At 58.3% G+C, this 15,795-nt stretch carries 12 protein-coding genes; 2 read left to right on the forward strand and 10 right to left on the reverse strand.

What is annotated here, in order from left to right:
• Nucleotides 1–24: 24 nt before the first annotated feature.
• Nucleotides 25–2,277 carry a GTP diphosphokinase gene (gene relA, locus ACXAG1_RS10200; protein ID WP_475092613.1) on the reverse strand — a complete coding sequence of 751 codons (2,253 nt, stop codon included), beginning with the start codon at nucleotides 2,275–2,277 and terminating at the stop codon, nucleotides 25–27.
• A 52-nt stretch (nucleotides 2,278–2,329) separates the two neighbouring features.
• Nucleotides 2,330–3,232: a cysteine synthase CysM gene (gene cysM / locus ACXAG1_RS10205; protein WP_475092612.1), complete on the reverse strand. Its 903-nt coding sequence runs from the start codon at nucleotides 3,230–3,232 to the stop codon at nucleotides 2,330–2,332.
• Nucleotides 3,233–3,444: 212 nt separating this feature from the next.
• Between cysM and ACXAG1_RS10210 the strand changes: the two genes are divergently transcribed.
• Nucleotides 3,445–6,342: a response regulator gene (locus ACXAG1_RS10210; RefSeq protein ID WP_475119657.1), complete on the forward strand. Its 2,898-nt coding sequence runs from the start codon at nucleotides 3,445–3,447 to the stop codon at nucleotides 6,340–6,342.
• A 21-nt stretch (nucleotides 6,343–6,363) separates the two neighbouring features.
• Here the strand turns inward: ACXAG1_RS10210 and recO are convergent, their stop codons facing one another.
• The 7 genes from recO to ACXAG1_RS10245 form a co-directional block, all read right to left on the reverse strand.
• Entirely contained in the window at nucleotides 6,364–7,134 is a 771-nt protein-coding gene (recO, locus tag ACXAG1_RS10215; RefSeq protein ID WP_475119658.1) for a DNA repair protein RecO, read from the reverse strand.
• A gap of 17 nt (nucleotides 7,135–7,151) precedes the next feature.
• Entirely contained in the window at nucleotides 7,152–8,072 is a 921-nt protein-coding gene (gene era / locus ACXAG1_RS10220; RefSeq protein WP_475092609.1) for a GTPase Era, read from the reverse strand.
• An 82-nt stretch (nucleotides 8,073–8,154) separates the two neighbouring features.
• The gene (rnc, locus tag ACXAG1_RS10225) at nucleotides 8,155–8,835 is read right to left on the reverse strand and encodes a ribonuclease III (protein WP_475119659.1); all 681 of its coding nucleotides are present in this window, start codon (nucleotides 8,833–8,835) and stop codon (nucleotides 8,155–8,157) included.
• A gap of 3 nt (nucleotides 8,836–8,838) precedes the next feature.
• Nucleotides 8,839–9,291 carry a DUF4845 domain-containing protein gene (locus ACXAG1_RS10230; protein WP_475092607.1) on the reverse strand — a complete coding sequence of 151 codons (453 nt, stop codon included), beginning with the start codon at nucleotides 9,289–9,291 and terminating at the stop codon, nucleotides 8,839–8,841.
• 24 nt (nucleotides 9,292–9,315) lie between these two features.
• On the reverse strand, nucleotides 9,316–10,089 hold the full coding sequence (gene lepB / locus ACXAG1_RS10235; protein WP_475092606.1) for a signal peptidase I: 774 nt from the start codon (nucleotides 10,087–10,089) through the stop codon (nucleotides 9,316–9,318).
• A gap of 99 nt (nucleotides 10,090–10,188) precedes the next feature.
• Nucleotides 10,189–11,994: a translation elongation factor 4 gene (gene lepA, locus ACXAG1_RS10240; RefSeq protein ID WP_475092605.1), complete on the reverse strand. Its 1,806-nt coding sequence runs from the start codon at nucleotides 11,992–11,994 to the stop codon at nucleotides 10,189–10,191.
• Nucleotides 11,995–12,195: 201 nt separating this feature from the next.
• Nucleotides 12,196–13,596, reverse strand: coding sequence for a DegQ family serine endoprotease (locus tag ACXAG1_RS10245; protein WP_475092604.1), 1,401 nt, complete (start codon nucleotides 13,594–13,596; stop codon nucleotides 12,196–12,198).
• A 202-nt stretch (nucleotides 13,597–13,798) separates the two neighbouring features.
• Here ACXAG1_RS10245 and mpaA point away from each other — a divergent pair, with 202 nt between their 5' ends.
• Nucleotides 13,799–14,548, forward strand: coding sequence for a murein tripeptide amidase MpaA (gene mpaA / locus ACXAG1_RS10250; protein ID WP_475092603.1), 750 nt, complete (start codon nucleotides 13,799–13,801; stop codon nucleotides 14,546–14,548).
• 56 nt (nucleotides 14,549–14,604) lie between these two features.
• Here the strand turns inward: mpaA and ycjG are convergent, their stop codons facing one another.
• The gene (gene ycjG, locus ACXAG1_RS10255) at nucleotides 14,605–15,585 is read right to left on the reverse strand and encodes an L-Ala-D/L-Glu epimerase (RefSeq protein ID WP_475119660.1); all 981 of its coding nucleotides are present in this window, start codon (nucleotides 15,583–15,585) and stop codon (nucleotides 14,605–14,607) included.
• Nucleotides 15,586–15,795 lie beyond the last annotated feature (210 nt).

A 15,795-nucleotide genomic window follows, 5' to 3' on the forward strand; every position in this document is an offset into this window, starting at 1 on the left:
GTGGCTTTCTGTATTTCCCGGTCATCAATTCAGAATACGACGCTTGGCCGAGGCGACGTTGGGCAGCTGGTTGATACGGTGCAGCACCTGGCTGAGCTCTTCAAAATTGTGAATTTCCGCCGTAATGACCATATCCACCGTGTGCTTGTGCTTGTTGGAATAGGTCTGCATGGCGGTGATGTTGATGCGCTGACTGTCCAGCATGGTGGTCACGTCTCGCAGCAGACCGTGGCGATCGTAGGCCTCCACCATGATTTCCACGGCATAGAGTTCGGTGGGCTTTTCTGCCCACTCCACCTGCAGGATGCGCTCCGGTTCTTCGGATTGCATGCGCAGCATATTGGCGCAATCTTTCCGGTGAATGGAGACCCCGCGCCCCAGGGTGATATACCCCATGATTTCATCCCCCGGCAGCGGGTTACAGCAGCGGGCAATATGGGTCAGCAGGTTACCGACACCGTCGATATACACATCCGTCTGACCTTCCCGCGCCACCGATGCGGTGAGTGAAAGTACCGGCTCGCCCTTCTCCACCTTCACCATGCGCTGGGCGGCATTCAGCACCTGCCCGACACCGATATCACCGGCACCAACCGCCGCGTAGAGGTCGTCGAGAGAGTGCATATTGAGCTTTTTCGCCAGCTTCTCGAAATCGAAATCCGCCAGCGCCAGCTGTTTGAACTCACCATCAAGAATGGTGCGACCTTCCGCCACATTCTGGTCCCGCGCCTGCTGTTTGAACCAGTGAATCACCTTGGCGCGCGCGCGTGAGGTGGTGATGTACCCCATACTGCGCGAGATCCAGTCGCGACTCGGCGCTTCGCGCTTGCCGGTGAGAATTTCGATCTGATTCGCGGTCTGCAATTCGTGGTTGAGCGGCACGATGCGGCCATCCACCTTGGCGCCGCGACAGCGGTGGCCGATCTCCGTATGGATCTTGTAGGCAAAATCCAGCGGCGTGGCGCCCCGGGGCAGATCGACCACATGACCATCGGGGGTGAATACGTAAATTCGGGTATCCACGTCGCTGGCCTGCAGGTCGTCCTGCAGTGGATTGCCGCCGACCTCTTCGTGCCAGTCGAGTACCTGGCGCAACCAGGAAATTTTCTGTTCGTAGCCGTCCTGCCCTTCCAGCTGGCCGGATTTTTTATCGGTACCTTTATAGCGCCAGTGCGCACACACCCCGTATTCCGCTTCCTCGTGCATGGCGAAGGTGCGGATCTGCACTTCCAGTACTTTGCGATCCGGGCCAATTACCGCGGTATGCAGGGAGCGGTAGCCGTTTTCTTTCGGCGAGGCGATGTAATCATCGAATTCGTTGGGGATGTTGCGCCACAGATTGTGCACGATGCCAAGCACCGCATAACAGTCGCGCACGGTGGGCACCAGGATGCGCACCGCGCGAATATCATAGACTTGGGAAAAGCCGATATTTTTGCGGCGCATCTTCCGCCAGATGCTGTAAATATGCTTCGCGCGCCCGAAAACTTCACCTTCGATATCCGCTTTGTGCAGCTCGTTGCGCAACAGGCTTAAAACATCGTCGATGTAATCCTGGCGTGCCAGACGCTTCTCGTCCAAAAGCCGGGCGATCTGCATATAGTCGTCGGGCTCGAGGTAGCGGAACGCCAGATCCTCCAGTTCCCACTTGATATGGCCGATACCCAAACGGTGCGCGAGAGGTGCGTAGACGTCCGCCACTTCCCGGGCGACGCGGCGGCGCTTGGCCTCGTCGGCTTTTTTCGAGGCGCGGATAGCGCAGGTGCGCTCCGCCAGTTTGATCAGCGCAACCCGTACATCATCCACCAGCGCAACCAGCATACGACGGATATTTTCCGAATGCTCTTCAACGGCCCCGCTCTGATTTTCCTCTCCGGTATCCGCGCTGCGATTGCGGATCACTGCCATCTGCAGGACGCCGCGAATCAGCTTGGCGATGGTCTCACCCATCTCGCTTTCGACGGTCTTTAGCGGCAGACGTTTCTCCCGCACCGCGCGGTACAGCATGGCCGCACAAAGGGCTTCGCCGTCGATCTGCAGGTCTGCGAGGATTTCCACCATCTCCAGACCGGTGAGGAAGCTGCTGGCCCCCTCTGCCCAGATATTCTCCGCGTCAATGGCCTTTTGCTCGGCCTCTTCGCTCATTTCCACCGCTTTGCGGAGGTTGACGAGGGTACCGCCATCCAGTTTGGCCATTGCCTGTATATGACGTAGCCAGGCCTCCCTGTCCAGGGTGCCGTCTTCGAGTCGCGGATAATTTTTTCTGACTTGTACCAATGGTCTAACTCGCGGTTACAAGGGTTTTTCTATTTTCGATGTAGTGTCGAATTCATGCGTCCCGGTCGGCATCAAACAGTCCGGAAGATAAATAGCGGTCGCCGCGATCACAAACGATCGCCACGATGGTGGCATTCTCCACTTCTGCGGAAATCTTCAGTGCGCCGGCCACGGCGCCACCAGAGGATACTCCGCAGAAAATCCCCTCTTCCCGCGCCAGGCGCCGGGTCATGGTTTCGGCTTCCGCCTGACTAATGTCCATTACCCGGTCGACTTGTTCCGGAACAAAGATCTTGGGCAAATAAGCCTGGGGCCAGCGACGAATACCGGGAATGGAGGAACCCTCGGTGGGTTGGAGGCCGATAACCTGGACCGCCGGGTTCTGCTGTTTGAGATAGCGCCCGCACCCCATGATGGTGCCCGTTGTTCCCATAGAGGAGACAAAATGGGTAATTTGCCCGTCCGTTTGCCGCCAGATCTCGGGTCCGGTGCTTTCGATATGTGCCGAGGGATTATCCCGGTTGGAAAACTGGTCGAGCACAAGCCCCTGGCCCTCTGCCTGCATTTGCAGTGCCAGATCCCGCGCCCCCTCCATACCCTGCGCGGCGGTAACCAGAATCAGCTCAGCGCCGTAGGCGGTCATCGCGGCCTTGCGTTCATCGGTGGCACTCTCGGGCATGATCAGAATCAGGCGATACCCTTTAATCGCGGCAGCCATGGCGAGCGCGATACCGGTATTACCGCTGGTCGCCTCAATCAGGGTGTCCCCAGGTGAAATCTGTCCGCGGGCCTCTGCATGGCTGATCATCGATAACGCAGGGCGATCCTTTACGGATCCCGCCGGATTATTGCCTTCCAGCTTGAGCAGCAGCGTGTTGCTGGTCAGCCCTTGCAGTCGCTGCAAGCGCACCAACGGGGTATTGCCGACACAATCGGCAATCGTCGGATATTCCATAGTCAACTTCGGGTCCATCGCTTGGTCATAAGAGCGCTTCATGGGGTAGCCCATGGGATAGGCGGGCGCACATTCTACCTGTCCGCCGGGCAGGCTGCGAACCCGAACCGAGATATCTGCCGTTGACAAGGTTAAATGGGGCTGGTTTCTGCTGCCAGCAAAGGTAGAATCGGACAAAAATAACACAATCGATACAGGCGCGATCAGTCAATATGGTTCACTCATCCTCAGACCCGACATCCACGCCGCAAGTGCCGCCCACCGAGGGCCCGCGGCGCCGCAAAAGCAATCGCCGGCTGTCGCTGAGAGCGCTCCTGTTCCGCTACGCCATGACCCCCGCACTGATTTTAGCGGTGCTCCTGTGCCTGTTATTTACCCTGCAGCAAATGAGCGATCGGCGTGACCTGTTACTAAGCCACGGTCGCGCCAGTGCCGAGCAGCTGGTAGAACTGATTCACCTGAGCGATGGCTACGCTTTTGAAGAGCGAATCCAGTGGCTCGACAAAAGCCTGATGGCCGTGATGCTGGAGCGGGACATGATCCGCTCGGTGCAGCTGTATCGGGCGGACCTGAACAGCGAGGGCGTTGAGGAGTTCAAGCTGATATCCAGCGTGGGCCCGCGCCCGCGCACCACCTTTACCGCGGACGAGCTGCGCGGTAGATCTGCTCACGTCCACGAAGACCTGAACAGCCTGCAGGTCCTGCAACCCCTGATCGGAGACGACGCCAATTGCTGGCTGACTATTGAACTACATCGCCCTTACTTTCTGGTCGGCACCTATCAGGTAGCACTTGTAGGGTTGGTGGGCCTGATTATCTGTAGTCTCGTGGCACTGGTGTGGGCGGTGGCCATGTCGGAGCGCGCCGCACGAAGCATGGAGCGGATCAAAGAGTCACTGCGAGTGATTGGCACGGGCAAGTTCGCAACCCGCGTACCCAACTCACGGAACCTGGAGCTGTTTCAGCTGGGCGAAGAGATCAACCAGATGGCCAGAAATCTGGCCGAATATCACCGGGACTACCAGGAAGGCCTGCACCAGACCATGGAGGATCTGCGCCAGTCGCTGGATGCCATGGAAGAACAGAACATCGAGCTGGAAATCGCCCGCAAAAAAGCCGAGGAAAACAGCCGGGTAAAATCCACCTTCCTCGCCAATACCAGCCATGAAATTCGCACACCGCTGAACGGTATTATCGGGTTTACCAACCTGCTACTGAAAACTGAAGTGGACCAGCTGCAACACGATTACCTGCAGACCATTTTGCGGTCTTCGGAAAATCTGCTCACCTCCATCAACGACATTCTGGATTTCTCCCGTATCGAATCCGGCAACCTGGTGCTTGACCACAGCCCTATGAATCTGGGGCAGGTACTGGAGGAGACACTGCAGATCCTCGCCCCCTACGGCTACGAGCACAGCCTGGAGCTGGTTCCTTTTGTTGACCCGCAATTACCACCTTCGCAGATCGGCGACCCGTTGCGGATCAAGCAGATCCTGACCAATCTCGTGAGCTCCGCGATCCGCTGCTCTGAAAATGGCAGCATCCCGGTCCGCATTGCGGTTTTGAGCGGAAAAGAATCCGAGCTGAAGGTGCGTATCAGCATCACCGACAACGGCGAGCGCTGTGATGAACAATGTCGCCGTGAGCTACGCCTTCTGCTCACCAGCACCGCGTCTCAACAGCAACTTTCCAACAGCGGCATGGGCCTCGGGATTGCGCGAAACCTGGTGTATTCCATGCAGGGTGAAATTGGCCTCGATGACAACGAGCAGGGCGGCTGCACATACTGGATTCAATTGCCTCTGACCATTGACCGCAATCGCATCGCAGTTACCCGAGAACAGTTCCCCGGCTGTCGCCTGCTGCTGGTGGACCCGAACCCCATGACTCGCCAGCAGATCTACCAGCAGCTCACCCACTGGCGAGCCGCGCCGCTGGAGCACAATGACGGCGAAAGTCTGGTGCCGGCTGTCGAGCAAATGTGGCGCCACGATGCCCTGCCCGACGGCCTGATCATCGACACAGCCCTGGCCAACGATGACTTCGACAGCTTTATCAGTACCGTGCAGCAACTCATTGACACCTACCAGTGCCGGGTCATCGTGCAGGGATCCCCGGTGGATCTGCGCCGCTGCTATGACGCGCTGCGCACGCGCGTGCTGGCATTCCTGGCCAAGCCCGTCAGTCGCGAAGGATTACTGCGCGCCCTGAAGCGCGCAGTTCCGCAGCAGGCACAGTCACGTCCGCAGACCGGCACTTTCCCCGCACTGCCCTGGCCGACCCAGCCGCGGGTACTGGTGGTAGACGACTACGAGGCAAACCGGCGGTTAATGAGCGAGCTTTTGCGCACACAGAGTATCGATGCCACTCTCGCCGACAGTGGCGAAGAAGCGCTGCGACTATGGCGAGAGCAGCATTTCGATATGATTTTTATGGATATTCAAATGCCAGGGCTCGACGGCATTGCCACCACGCAGACCATCCGCAGGGAAGAAACCGGGCGGCGCACACCGGTTATCGCCCTTACCGCCCATGCCGGTACCGAAGAGAAGTCGCGCCTGCTCAGTGCCGGCCTCGACGACTACCTCAGTAAACCAGTCAGCGAAAGCCAGTTGACCCACACCGTCAAACGCTGGATGGAAGTCAATACATTTAGCGAAACACCACAATTGACCACATTGATGGAACCGCGACTGGTGGATATCGGTGAGAGTCTGAATCTGGCAAATCAGGACGCCAGGCTCTCGCGGGACCTACTGCGCATGCTGCTGAAAGGACTGCACGAAGACGAGCAGGAACTCGCGCGCATGGCGCAAGCCAAAGATTATCTGGCAATGTTCGAACGGGTACACCGCCTGCACGGAGGGTGCTGTTATTGCGGGGTACCGCGCCTGCGCACCGCCACCGAACAATTACAGGAGTTACTGCGGCCTCTGCAGGAAACAGGAAACGGTGTCGACGAGCCGGACCAGGCCACCTTTGAAAGAGCCTATAAGCTGGTCAGAAAAGAAATTCGGAGTCTGCGAGACTGGGCAGCGGACCAGGACCTGGATGCGTTATTCGGACTGGAATGCGAAGCGACAAAGCCGGAATCTCAGGAACACTGAACAAGGGCATCGCCGGCGAGGTCAGTCTGCGCAATACACCTGACGGAACAGCTCGCGGCTTTTCAGTGGACGATGCCCCAGCAGTGGCCCCAGCAAAAGGCGGGTAAGCCGTTTGGCATCAGACAGACCGTGATTTTCTGGCGCCAATTGGCGCTCAGCTGCAACATCTATCGCGAGCAACTGCGCCATCGCCAGCAGTTGTGCGCCGGCAAAATCTGCCGAGCGCAGTGCTTGCCCCGAGGGTATCACGACAGGCACAAACCCCTCCTCCTGCGTCAACCGGTACACACCGTCAGGCCGTATCGGCGCGCCTTCAATAGAGCAAAAATCCAGTTCCGGGCAGCTGCCCAGTGCCTGTAGCAGCTGCAGCTCAAAAATCCGCAACGGCGGTTCCAGTTCTCCGCTGTGCTCACCGGACAACCGCGCCAGATGCTGCAGTAAATCCTGGTAAGCAACAAATACCGACACCAGGCTCTCCCCTTCCGGCATCAACCGCACCAGGAGCTCATTGGCATAGAGGCCCGCATAAACGGCGCGCCCCTTCAGCCAGAGGGGCTGACCGGCATTTTCCAGCGGCCCCAGCGTTTTCAGATCGTGACGCCCCAGAAGAGTCACCAACAGGGGGGTAAAGGGTTGCAGTGCGCGCTGGCGGCGCTGTTTGTCGCGGCGCGCACCTTTGGCAATACAGGCGATACGCCCGTAGTCCGGGGTAAGCAGTTCCAGAATCAGACTGGAATCCCGAAACGGGCGGGAGTGAAGAATATAGGCGGGTTGCGGCGGAAGCTGCTGCACAGCACGTTGCCGACTGGTTACTGCTTGTCGACGTAGCCGAGGCTGCGCAGGGCGCGCTCGTCGTCAGACCAGCCGGATTTGACTTTCACCCAAAGGTTCAGCATCACCTTGCTGTCGAACAGTGTCTCCATATCCAGGCGCGCCTGCTGGCCGATTTGCTTGATACGCTCGCCTTTAGTGCCAATCAGGATACGTTTCTGACCGTTGCGCTCCACCAATATCGCCGCACTGATGTGCAGCACCTTGCCTTCCTGAGCGAACTCTTCCACTTCTACGGTGACCGAATAGGGAATCTCTGCGCCCAATTGACGCATCACCTTTTCTCGCACGATTTCGGCGGCGAGGAAGCGGGAGCTGCGATCGGTGATCTGGTTTTCCTCAAAGAAGTGCATACCTTCCGGCAGGCGCTCTACTATCACATCTTCCAGAGACTGAAGATTGGAGGTGCGCAGCGCAGATATCGGCACAATTTCCGCTTCCGGGAATCGCTCTTGCAATGCCTGAAGTTGCGGCAGCAGTGCATTTTTATCCTGCAACTGATCGACCTTGTTGACCGCAATAATCAAAGGGCACTTGAGGCCGCGCAGTTTCTGCGCCACAAGCTCGTCCCCTTCTGTCCAGCGAGCCGGCTCTACCACGAACACCACCACATCCACGTCCCGGGTGGAGCTGATGGCTGCGCGGTTCATGTAGCGGTTGATTGCTTTCTCTTCGCCCGCATGCAGTCCTGGGGTGTCGACAAAGATGATCTGGTTATGCCCGTCGGTCTTGATACCCAGCATATTGTGGCGGGTCGTCTGCGGCTTGCGGGACGTAATACAGATCTTCTGCCCCAACATGTGGTTCAGCAGCGTGGATTTCCCCACATTGGGTCGGCCGACAATCGCGACATAGCCGCAGCGGGTTGCAGGGGAATCAGAAGTATTGGATTCGCTCAAGGGGATCTCCGAGCTGGTCGAATGGGCCCTTCGTATGGCGGGCCAGTCAGTATTTGAGGGCGAATTGCAGTCGATTATAGGCTCAAGCCTGCCCGGTCAGTCGCGCATAGGCTTCGGTGGCTGCGGCTTTTTCCGCGGCTCGACGGTTTCCAGCCACACCCTTGGCGGGCTCGCTGAGGCCGGATACACGGCATTCCACCACAAACTGCTGGGAGTGCTCCTCACCGGCCACCTCCACCACCGTATAGTCGGGCAGCGGCTTTTGCCGCGCCTGCAGCCATTCCTGCAGGCGGGTTTTCGGATCCTTCGCGGTTTCCAGGGAGAGGCTTTGCAGGCGCGGGGCAAACCAGGCCAGTACCCGTTCGCGCGCCACCTCGAGCCCCGAGTCCAGATAAATTGCGCCGATAATCGCCTCCACCGCATCCGCCAGGATCGAGGATCGACGATGACCGCCACTCTTCATTTCCCCTTCGCCGAGGCGCAGGCACTCGCCCAGCTCCAGCTCCCGGGCGACTTTGGCCAGGGTTTCACCGCTGACCAGCTGCGCACGCAGCCGGCTCATCTGGCCTTCGCGACCATCAGGAAACTTTTCAAACAGGGCTGCACTGATGGTAAACCCGAGAATGGAGTCGCCGAGGAATTCCAGCCGCTCGTTGTTGCGGCTGCCGTGGGAGCGGTGGGTCAGTGCCAGGTCGAGCAATTCCGCCCGGGTGAATTGATACCCCAGGCGATTGCCCAGTCGTTGCAGATGGAGGTCTGTCACCGGTTAGTAGTCATCTCGCTTTCGAAACTGCTCAAGATCCACCAGCGGCTCACAACAGAGCTCGGGCTTGGCAGTGTTCAATTGTTTATCAAACTTCATTACCACATCCACATTGTGGAACAACGGCTGGCGAAGCTCGTAGTTGATGCTGACCAGAGTACTGTCAGCACCGCGAATAATTTTGACCGAGTTGACTGGCTCACCACGCACGTTGTTGATGGTGAAGAATCGATCCAGCTCACGTTTGATCTGGGTATTGCTCATTTCGCGGATGCCGTCGTTTTTTGACAGGGAGTGCAGTCCCTCTTCGACAAAGTGCGCATCCACATAGGCCGGTCCCATTTTCGAGACCACAGTCAGGCCAAAGCCGAATACCGCAATAATCGCCAGCCAGCCCCAGTAACTCATACCCCGCTGGCCAGCCAAGCTGCGGGAAATCTGTGTATCTAATGCCATGTCGATCTACCGATTGTTATGGTTTTAATCAATGCCCCCAACCCGGTCAAAACTGGGCAGGCTCAGTAGTTTCTCCCAATGCATCCAGATTGCAAAGGCTTTGCCGACAATGTCTTCCTCAGGCACGAAGCCCCACTTGCGGCTGTCGAGACTGTTGTCGCGGTTGTCACCCACCATGAAATAGTGGCCTTCCGGCACTTTCAGAGTTCGAATATTGCCAAACGGGCCCGGGCGGCTCTGCTTCGCGGTCAAATGGCGATGCCCGCCGAGGGTTTCCCACAGCAGTTCGCGCCCCGGGTTCTCCGTATCAAAGCGGATAAACTCCTGTGGCATGGCCTCGCCATTGATGTATAGCTGGTTGTTTTCTATACGAATCTCATCACCCGGCAGACCAATGACCCGTTTGATGTAGTAGGTCTCGTTCATATGCGGAGGGAAAAACACCATAACATCGCCGCGCTTGGGTTCACCGATATTCAGCACTTTGGTTCGACTTACCGGGAGACGAAGGCCGTAGGCGTATTTGTTCACCAGGATAAAATCACCCACTTCCAGGGTCGGATCCATGGAAGCAGACGGAATCTGAAACGGCTCTACCACGAATGATCGCAGCACGAACACGATGGCCAGTACCGGGAAAAAAGACTTGGCGTATTCCACCGCGACCGGCTCCTGCACCGGCTGCCCCTTTTCCGCCTGCGCCTTGCGCCCGCGAGCCAAAAACAACGCATCAAACAGCCAGATCACCCCTGTCACCACAACCAGCAACAGCAATATTAGGGGGAAGTTGATATCCATTCAGTTGTCTCTTTCCGACTGTTTCTTATTTGATGTGACCGAGCACAGATTGCGGCCTACCCGATTACTAAATGCCATTTTTGCCAATAGGTGACCGCATTAATTGTCCACTTTCAGCACCGCAAGGAATGCATCCTGTGGCACTTCGACCTTGCCCAGCTGCTTCATACGGCGCTTACCGGCCTTCTGCTTCTCCAGCAGCTTCTTCTTACGAGTTACGTCACCACCATAACACTTGGCAGTTACGTTTTTACGCAGGGCTTTCACCGTGGTCCGCGCTACCACCTGACCGCCGATAGCCGCCTGAATTGCCACGTCAAACATCTGCCGTGGAATCAGCTCTTTCATTTTTTCCGCCAGGGCGCGACCGCGCTGTTGCGCGTTGTCCCGGTGCAGAATCACCGCCAGGGCGTCTACTCGCTCACCGTTGATCAGGATATCAAGACGCACCAGTTTTGCCGGGTCAAAGCGCACAAAGTTGTAATCCAGGGAGGCAAAGCCGCGGCTGACGGACTTGAGGCGGTCAAAGAAGTCCATCACCACTTCACTCATGGGCAGCTCGTAGCGCAGGGACACCTGCCCACCCACATACTGCATGTCCTGCTGGACACCGCGCTTCTCCACACACAGGGTGATCACGTTACCGAGGTATTCCTGCGGTACCAGAATATTCGCTTCCACAATGGGCTCACGCATTTCCTCGATCTGACCAAGGTCGGGCATGCGCGAAGGATTGTCCATATTGACGATTTCGCCATTGGTCAGTTCCACCTCGTACACCACGGTTGGCGCGGTGGTGATCAAATCCAGGTTGTATTCCCGCTCCAGGCGCTCCTGAATAATTTCCATGTGCAGCATGCCGAGGAAGCCACAGCGGAAACCGAAGCCCAGGGCATCGGAAGTTTCCGGCTCATAGAACAGAGACGCGTCGTTCAGGGAGAGCTTGTCCAGGGCATCGCGGAAGGCTTCGTAGTCGTCAGAACTCACCGGGAACAGGCCCGCGTAAACCTGAGGCTTGACGCGCTGGAAACCCGGCAGCATTTTGACCAGATCCGCATCTTTTGCGTGGGTCAGGGTGTCACCCACGGGAGCACCGTGAATGTCCTTGATGCCGGCCACCACAAAGCCTACTTCGCCGGCTTTCAGTTCACCGGTTTCCTTGCGCTTGGGGGTAAACACACCGACGCTGTCCACGACGTGGGCGCGACCGATGGATTTGGTAACGATCTTGTCTTTGTTTTTTAGGGTACCCTGCATCACGCGCACCAGGGACACGACTCCCAGGTAGCTATCGAACCAGGAGTCGATAATCAGCGCCTGCAGGGGAGCAATTACATCACCTTCGGGCGGCGGTACCAGGCGCACCAGGTCTTCCAGTACATCTTCGATGCCCAGTCCCGACTTGGCGCTGCAGCGGGTGGCCTCGGTGGCATCGATGCCAATAATATCTTCAATCTCTTCCGCGACTTTCTCCGGCTCCGCCTGGGGCAGATCCATTTTGTTCAGAACCGGAATCACCTCCAGGCCCTGTTCGATCGCGGTGTAACAGTTGGCGACGGACTGTGCCTCAACGCCCTGGGCCGCATCCACCACCAGCAGCGCGCCTTCACAGGCGGCCAGTGAGCGGGAAACTTCGTAGGAGAAGTCCACGTGCCCGGGCGTATCAATAAAGTTCAACTGGTAAGTTTTACCGTCACGGGCTTTGTAGTCCAGAGTCACACTCTGGGCCTTGATGGTGATACCCCGCTCCCGCTCGATATCCATGCTATCGAGTACCTGCGCCGCCATCTCACGGTCACTCAGGCCACCGCACACCTGGATAAAACGGTCTGCGAGGGTGGATTTGCCGTGGTCGATGTGGGCAATAATGGAAAAGTTGCGGATATGGGAGAGATCAGTGGCCACTGCGAGGATAAAACCTTTTAAAAATCAGTGAGTTAATGGGCGGACCGGGCCGCGCTGTGGGCGCAAGTCTAACAGGTTGCGCAAAAAGTGCATCCAATCTGTCTGCAACCCTCGGGGCTGTTGGCCTTGAGCCGGTTGAGGGCCGCATTGCTGTGCGCAACCGACCCTCAATCCAACTAACTCACGTGATCTTTGCCAGTATCAGTCCTCTTCGATCTGGATAGTGCGAAAGGTCGGCTGGCCGCCGCGGAAGAAGCGGATCGGCAGCAGCTCACCTTTCGGGAGCTTCTTCACCACCTTCTCGTAGTCTGACAGGGACTCCACCTGCTCGAAGCCCAGCTGGGCGATGATGTCGCCGCTGCGCAGTCCGGCATTGGCACCGGCCTTGCCCGGCACCACCTGCTTGACCAATACACCGCTTTCCACCCCCAGGCGCTGCTTGAGGCTGTCGGGAATTTCGTCGACGACAAGACCCAGGCGGCCACCCACGTCAGTCGCCGTCGTTACGCTGGCTTGCTGCTGGCCGTCGTCGTCGCCAGGCAGGGCGCCCACACGCACGCTCAGTTTGCGCTCCTTGCCTTCACGCATCAGCAGCACCGGCACCTCGGCACCCGGGCGAGTGCGGCCCACTACATGGGGAAGATCACCGGACATCACGATCTTCTGGCCGTCAAAGCGGGTGATGATGTCGCCCACCTGGATCCCGGCCTTGTCCGCCGGAGAGTCAGCCTCCAGCTGACCGACCAGTGCTCCAGCCGGCTTGCCGAGCCCCATGGCGGTGGCGAGTTTGCGGTCCACATCCTGGATACCCACCCCCAGCCAGCCGCGGTCAACACGCCCCTTTTCCTTGAGCTGGGCAACCACGTCCTGGGCGAGACTCGCGGGAATCGCAAATGACAGGCCGATGGAGCCCCCGCTGCGGGTGTAGATCTGGGAATTGATACCCACCACTTCGCCGTTCAGGTTGAACAGCGGTCCACCGGAGTTCCCCGGGTTGATGGCCACATCGGTCTGGATAAACGGAACATAGTTCTCGCGGCTTTCGTTGGGGATGCTGCGCCCCATGGCACTGACGATACCGGCGCTGGCGGAGTAATCCAGGCCAAACGGGGAGCCAATGGCCACCACCCATTCACCTACCTTGATGGTTTCCGAGTCGCCCCAGCGCACCGTGGGCAGGTTTTCCCCTTCCACTTTCAACAGCGCCAAATCGGAGCGGGGGTCGGTACCCACCACCTTGGCCTCGTACTCACGGCGATCGGTCAGAGTGACACGGACTTCATCCGCGCCGTCAACTACATGGTTGTTAGTGACCACATAGCCATCATCGGAAATGATAAATCCGGACCCCATACTGGCTACCGGGCGCTGCTGACGCTGCCGGGGTTCCAGCAAGTGCCGGAAGATATCCGGGATCTCCTGCTGGTACTGCGGCGGCATGGAGTTGCGCGAAACGCGGTTGCGTTCCACCGTATTGATCTTTACTACCGCCGGCGAATTCTGCTCGATTAGGTCGGTCAGTTCCGGCAATCCGCGCGCAAACGCCGCGGTCGAGACAAGGAAACAAAGCGCAAGTAAGAATTGCGAACAGCGTGCAACCATATTTGTCACCCCTGATAAGCCCTTTTACTAATATGCAAAAAATACATTTTGAATTGGCAGCCTTTTGGTTATCACTCAGTGTTATCCGCGAAGGCTGCTATCGGCCGGGAACATCGCTGAACCCCAGCCCGTGACACCCTATTAGTTGGGCATTACGTTAAAAAGTTCGCATTCCCTAGTGTAAAACAGTGTTAAGGATTGCATGACAGCCCCAAAACAACCTCCCCGCCAACATCGCGCCCCCCCTGTTCGCCTTCGCCCGCGGACACAGCGTGGCCTGTTTCACACCCAGAGGCTTCAGTATGGTCAGTCTGCTCTGGGCGCGCCGCTGTACTATTTTCCGGCAGAAATCTGCGACGAGAATACCGGACTGGTGATGGCCGGCACCCACGGCGACGAAGTCGCCGCGGTGGTCACTCTATCGTGCGCCCTGCGCTCTCTGGAGGCGGGCCTACTGCGGCACCATGTGATTCTGGCGGTCAACCCGGACGGCTGCCAGCTGGGAGTGCGCTCCAATGCCCGCGGCGTGGACCTCAACCGCAACTTTGCCACCATCAACTGGAAGTCCGGCGGCACCGTCTACCGCTGGAACAGCGCCGCCGACGAGCGGGACGTCTATCTCTCCAGCGGTGACCATGCCGGGTCCGAGCCGGAAACCCAGTCCCTATGCCGCCTGGTACGCGAGCTTGCCCCAGCCTGGATGGTCTCGATTCACGAGCCCCTCGCGTGCGTGGAGGACCCCCTTCAAAGCCCGCTGGGGCACTGGCTGGCCGAACGGATCGAATTACCACTGGTGACCGAACTGGGCTACCAGACACCAGGCTCATTTGGCACCTGGTGTGCGGAAAACGAGCACCCCTGTATTACTCTGGAGTTTCCGCCAATTTCTGCGGATGTCGCCAGTGAAGAATACCTGCAGGTAATGACCGACCTGCTCTGCTACCGCCCCTGACGCCGAGCGCTCTGGCAACACTTCACCACGAGCCCGTCACCAAGGGCCCGCTACCATCAGGTCCAAAAAACCCGGCCGTGAAAAAACTGCAAGGGCTTCACATCTTTTGCCAGCCAGGTGGGCCCGTCCAGATCGACAAAGCGCGCCCTTTCCCCGAGGGGCCAAACCGCGCGAATCGCCCGCGATGTGCACAACATGCAGCCAAGCATCAGCTCAAAGCCCTGTTCACTGGCGGCATCTGCGAGCAGAAGCGCCTCTTGTAACCCGCCTGTTTTGTCCAGTTTGATATTCACCATATCGTAAAGGCCCTTGAGTCTGGGCAGGTCCGCACGAGTATGGCAACTTTCATCGGCACAGATTGGCAATGGGTGTGCAAAGGTTGCCAGCACGCGATCCTCACCCACCGGCAAGGGCTGTTCGAGCATTGAGACCCCCAGCTCGGCAAGGGTTTCACAAAGTGCCGGCAACCCCTCGGGCGCCCATGCTTCATTGGCATCAATCACCAGCTCGCAGCCGGGAGCCGCACCGCGCACGGCACTCACACGCTCCAGAACCTGATGGCGGTCGAGCTTGAGCTTCAGCACCGACACACCGGACTGTTCGGCAGCTTGCGCAGCATCAGCCATCGCATCAGGCTCCGCGATCACCAATGTCTGAACCGTGGGTAGGGAGTCGGGACCAGCAAAGCCTGCGCCACTCTGCTTGCGTGTCCAGTCGGCCAGCGCACAATCCACCGCATTGCGCGCGGCGCCGGCAGGCATCAAATTCTGCAATTGACGGCGGGTGATCCCCCGCTGGAGGGCGGGCATAACCGAATGAATCTCCGCCAGCACCGATTCCAGGCTTTCACCGTAGCGCGGATAAGGGGTGCACTCACCCGTTCCCGTCACACCTTCCGCGCAAACCTCAACGACCACAACCCGTGCCTCGGTGCGCGCACCGCGGGATATTACAAAGGCCGTTTTCAGCGGCCAGCTCTCTGCATAGCAGCGCCCCTCGAAACTCTGAGGCCCGTTCAACTCTCCCTGCCCTGCCATCCCTGATCTCCGATGAGTATGTTTATTGCTTTGCTCGGCACGATACGGGTCGTACCGCCCGGTCAGCATTCAGTGTAGAAACAGATGGGAAATCAGCAGCCAAATCCACGCATAAATCTGCGCAGGCCCGAAACGACCAACAAGAAGAACGCAGGTATGGGACACAGGCGTACGAGCCGGGAAGGGATCGCAGCAACAGCAGCCAGGGAA

It is taken from the genome of Microbulbifer sp. ABE4_465, assembly GCF_056160765.1.

What these genes read in the sequence shown, in the direction of transcription:
- cysM (WP_475092612.1), bottom strand. Translation starts at nt 3,232, where the DNA reads ATGGAATATCCGACGATTGCCGATTGTGTCGGCAATACCCCGTTGGTG.
- ACXAG1_RS10210 (WP_475119657.1), top strand. Translation starts at nt 3,445, where the DNA reads ATGGTTCACTCATCCTCAGACCCGACATCCACGCCGCAAGTGCCGCCC.
- ACXAG1_RS10230 (WP_475092607.1), bottom strand. Translation starts at nt 9,291, where the DNA reads ATGGCATTAGATACACAGATTTCCCGCAGCTTGGCTGGCCAGCGGGGT.
- lepB (WP_475092606.1), bottom strand. Translation starts at nt 10,089, where the DNA reads ATGGATATCAACTTCCCCCTAATATTGCTGTTGCTGGTTGTGGTGACA.
- ACXAG1_RS10245 (WP_475092604.1), bottom strand. Translation starts at nt 13,596, where the DNA reads ATGGTTGCACGCTGTTCGCAATTCTTACTTGCGCTTTGTTTCCTTGTC.
- mpaA (WP_475092603.1), top strand. Translation starts at nt 13,799, where the DNA reads ATGACAGCCCCAAAACAACCTCCCCGCCAACATCGCGCCCCCCCTGTT.
- ycjG (WP_475119660.1), bottom strand. Translation starts at nt 15,585, where the DNA reads ATGGCAGGGCAGGGAGAGTTGAACGGGCCTCAGAGTTTCGAGGGGCGC.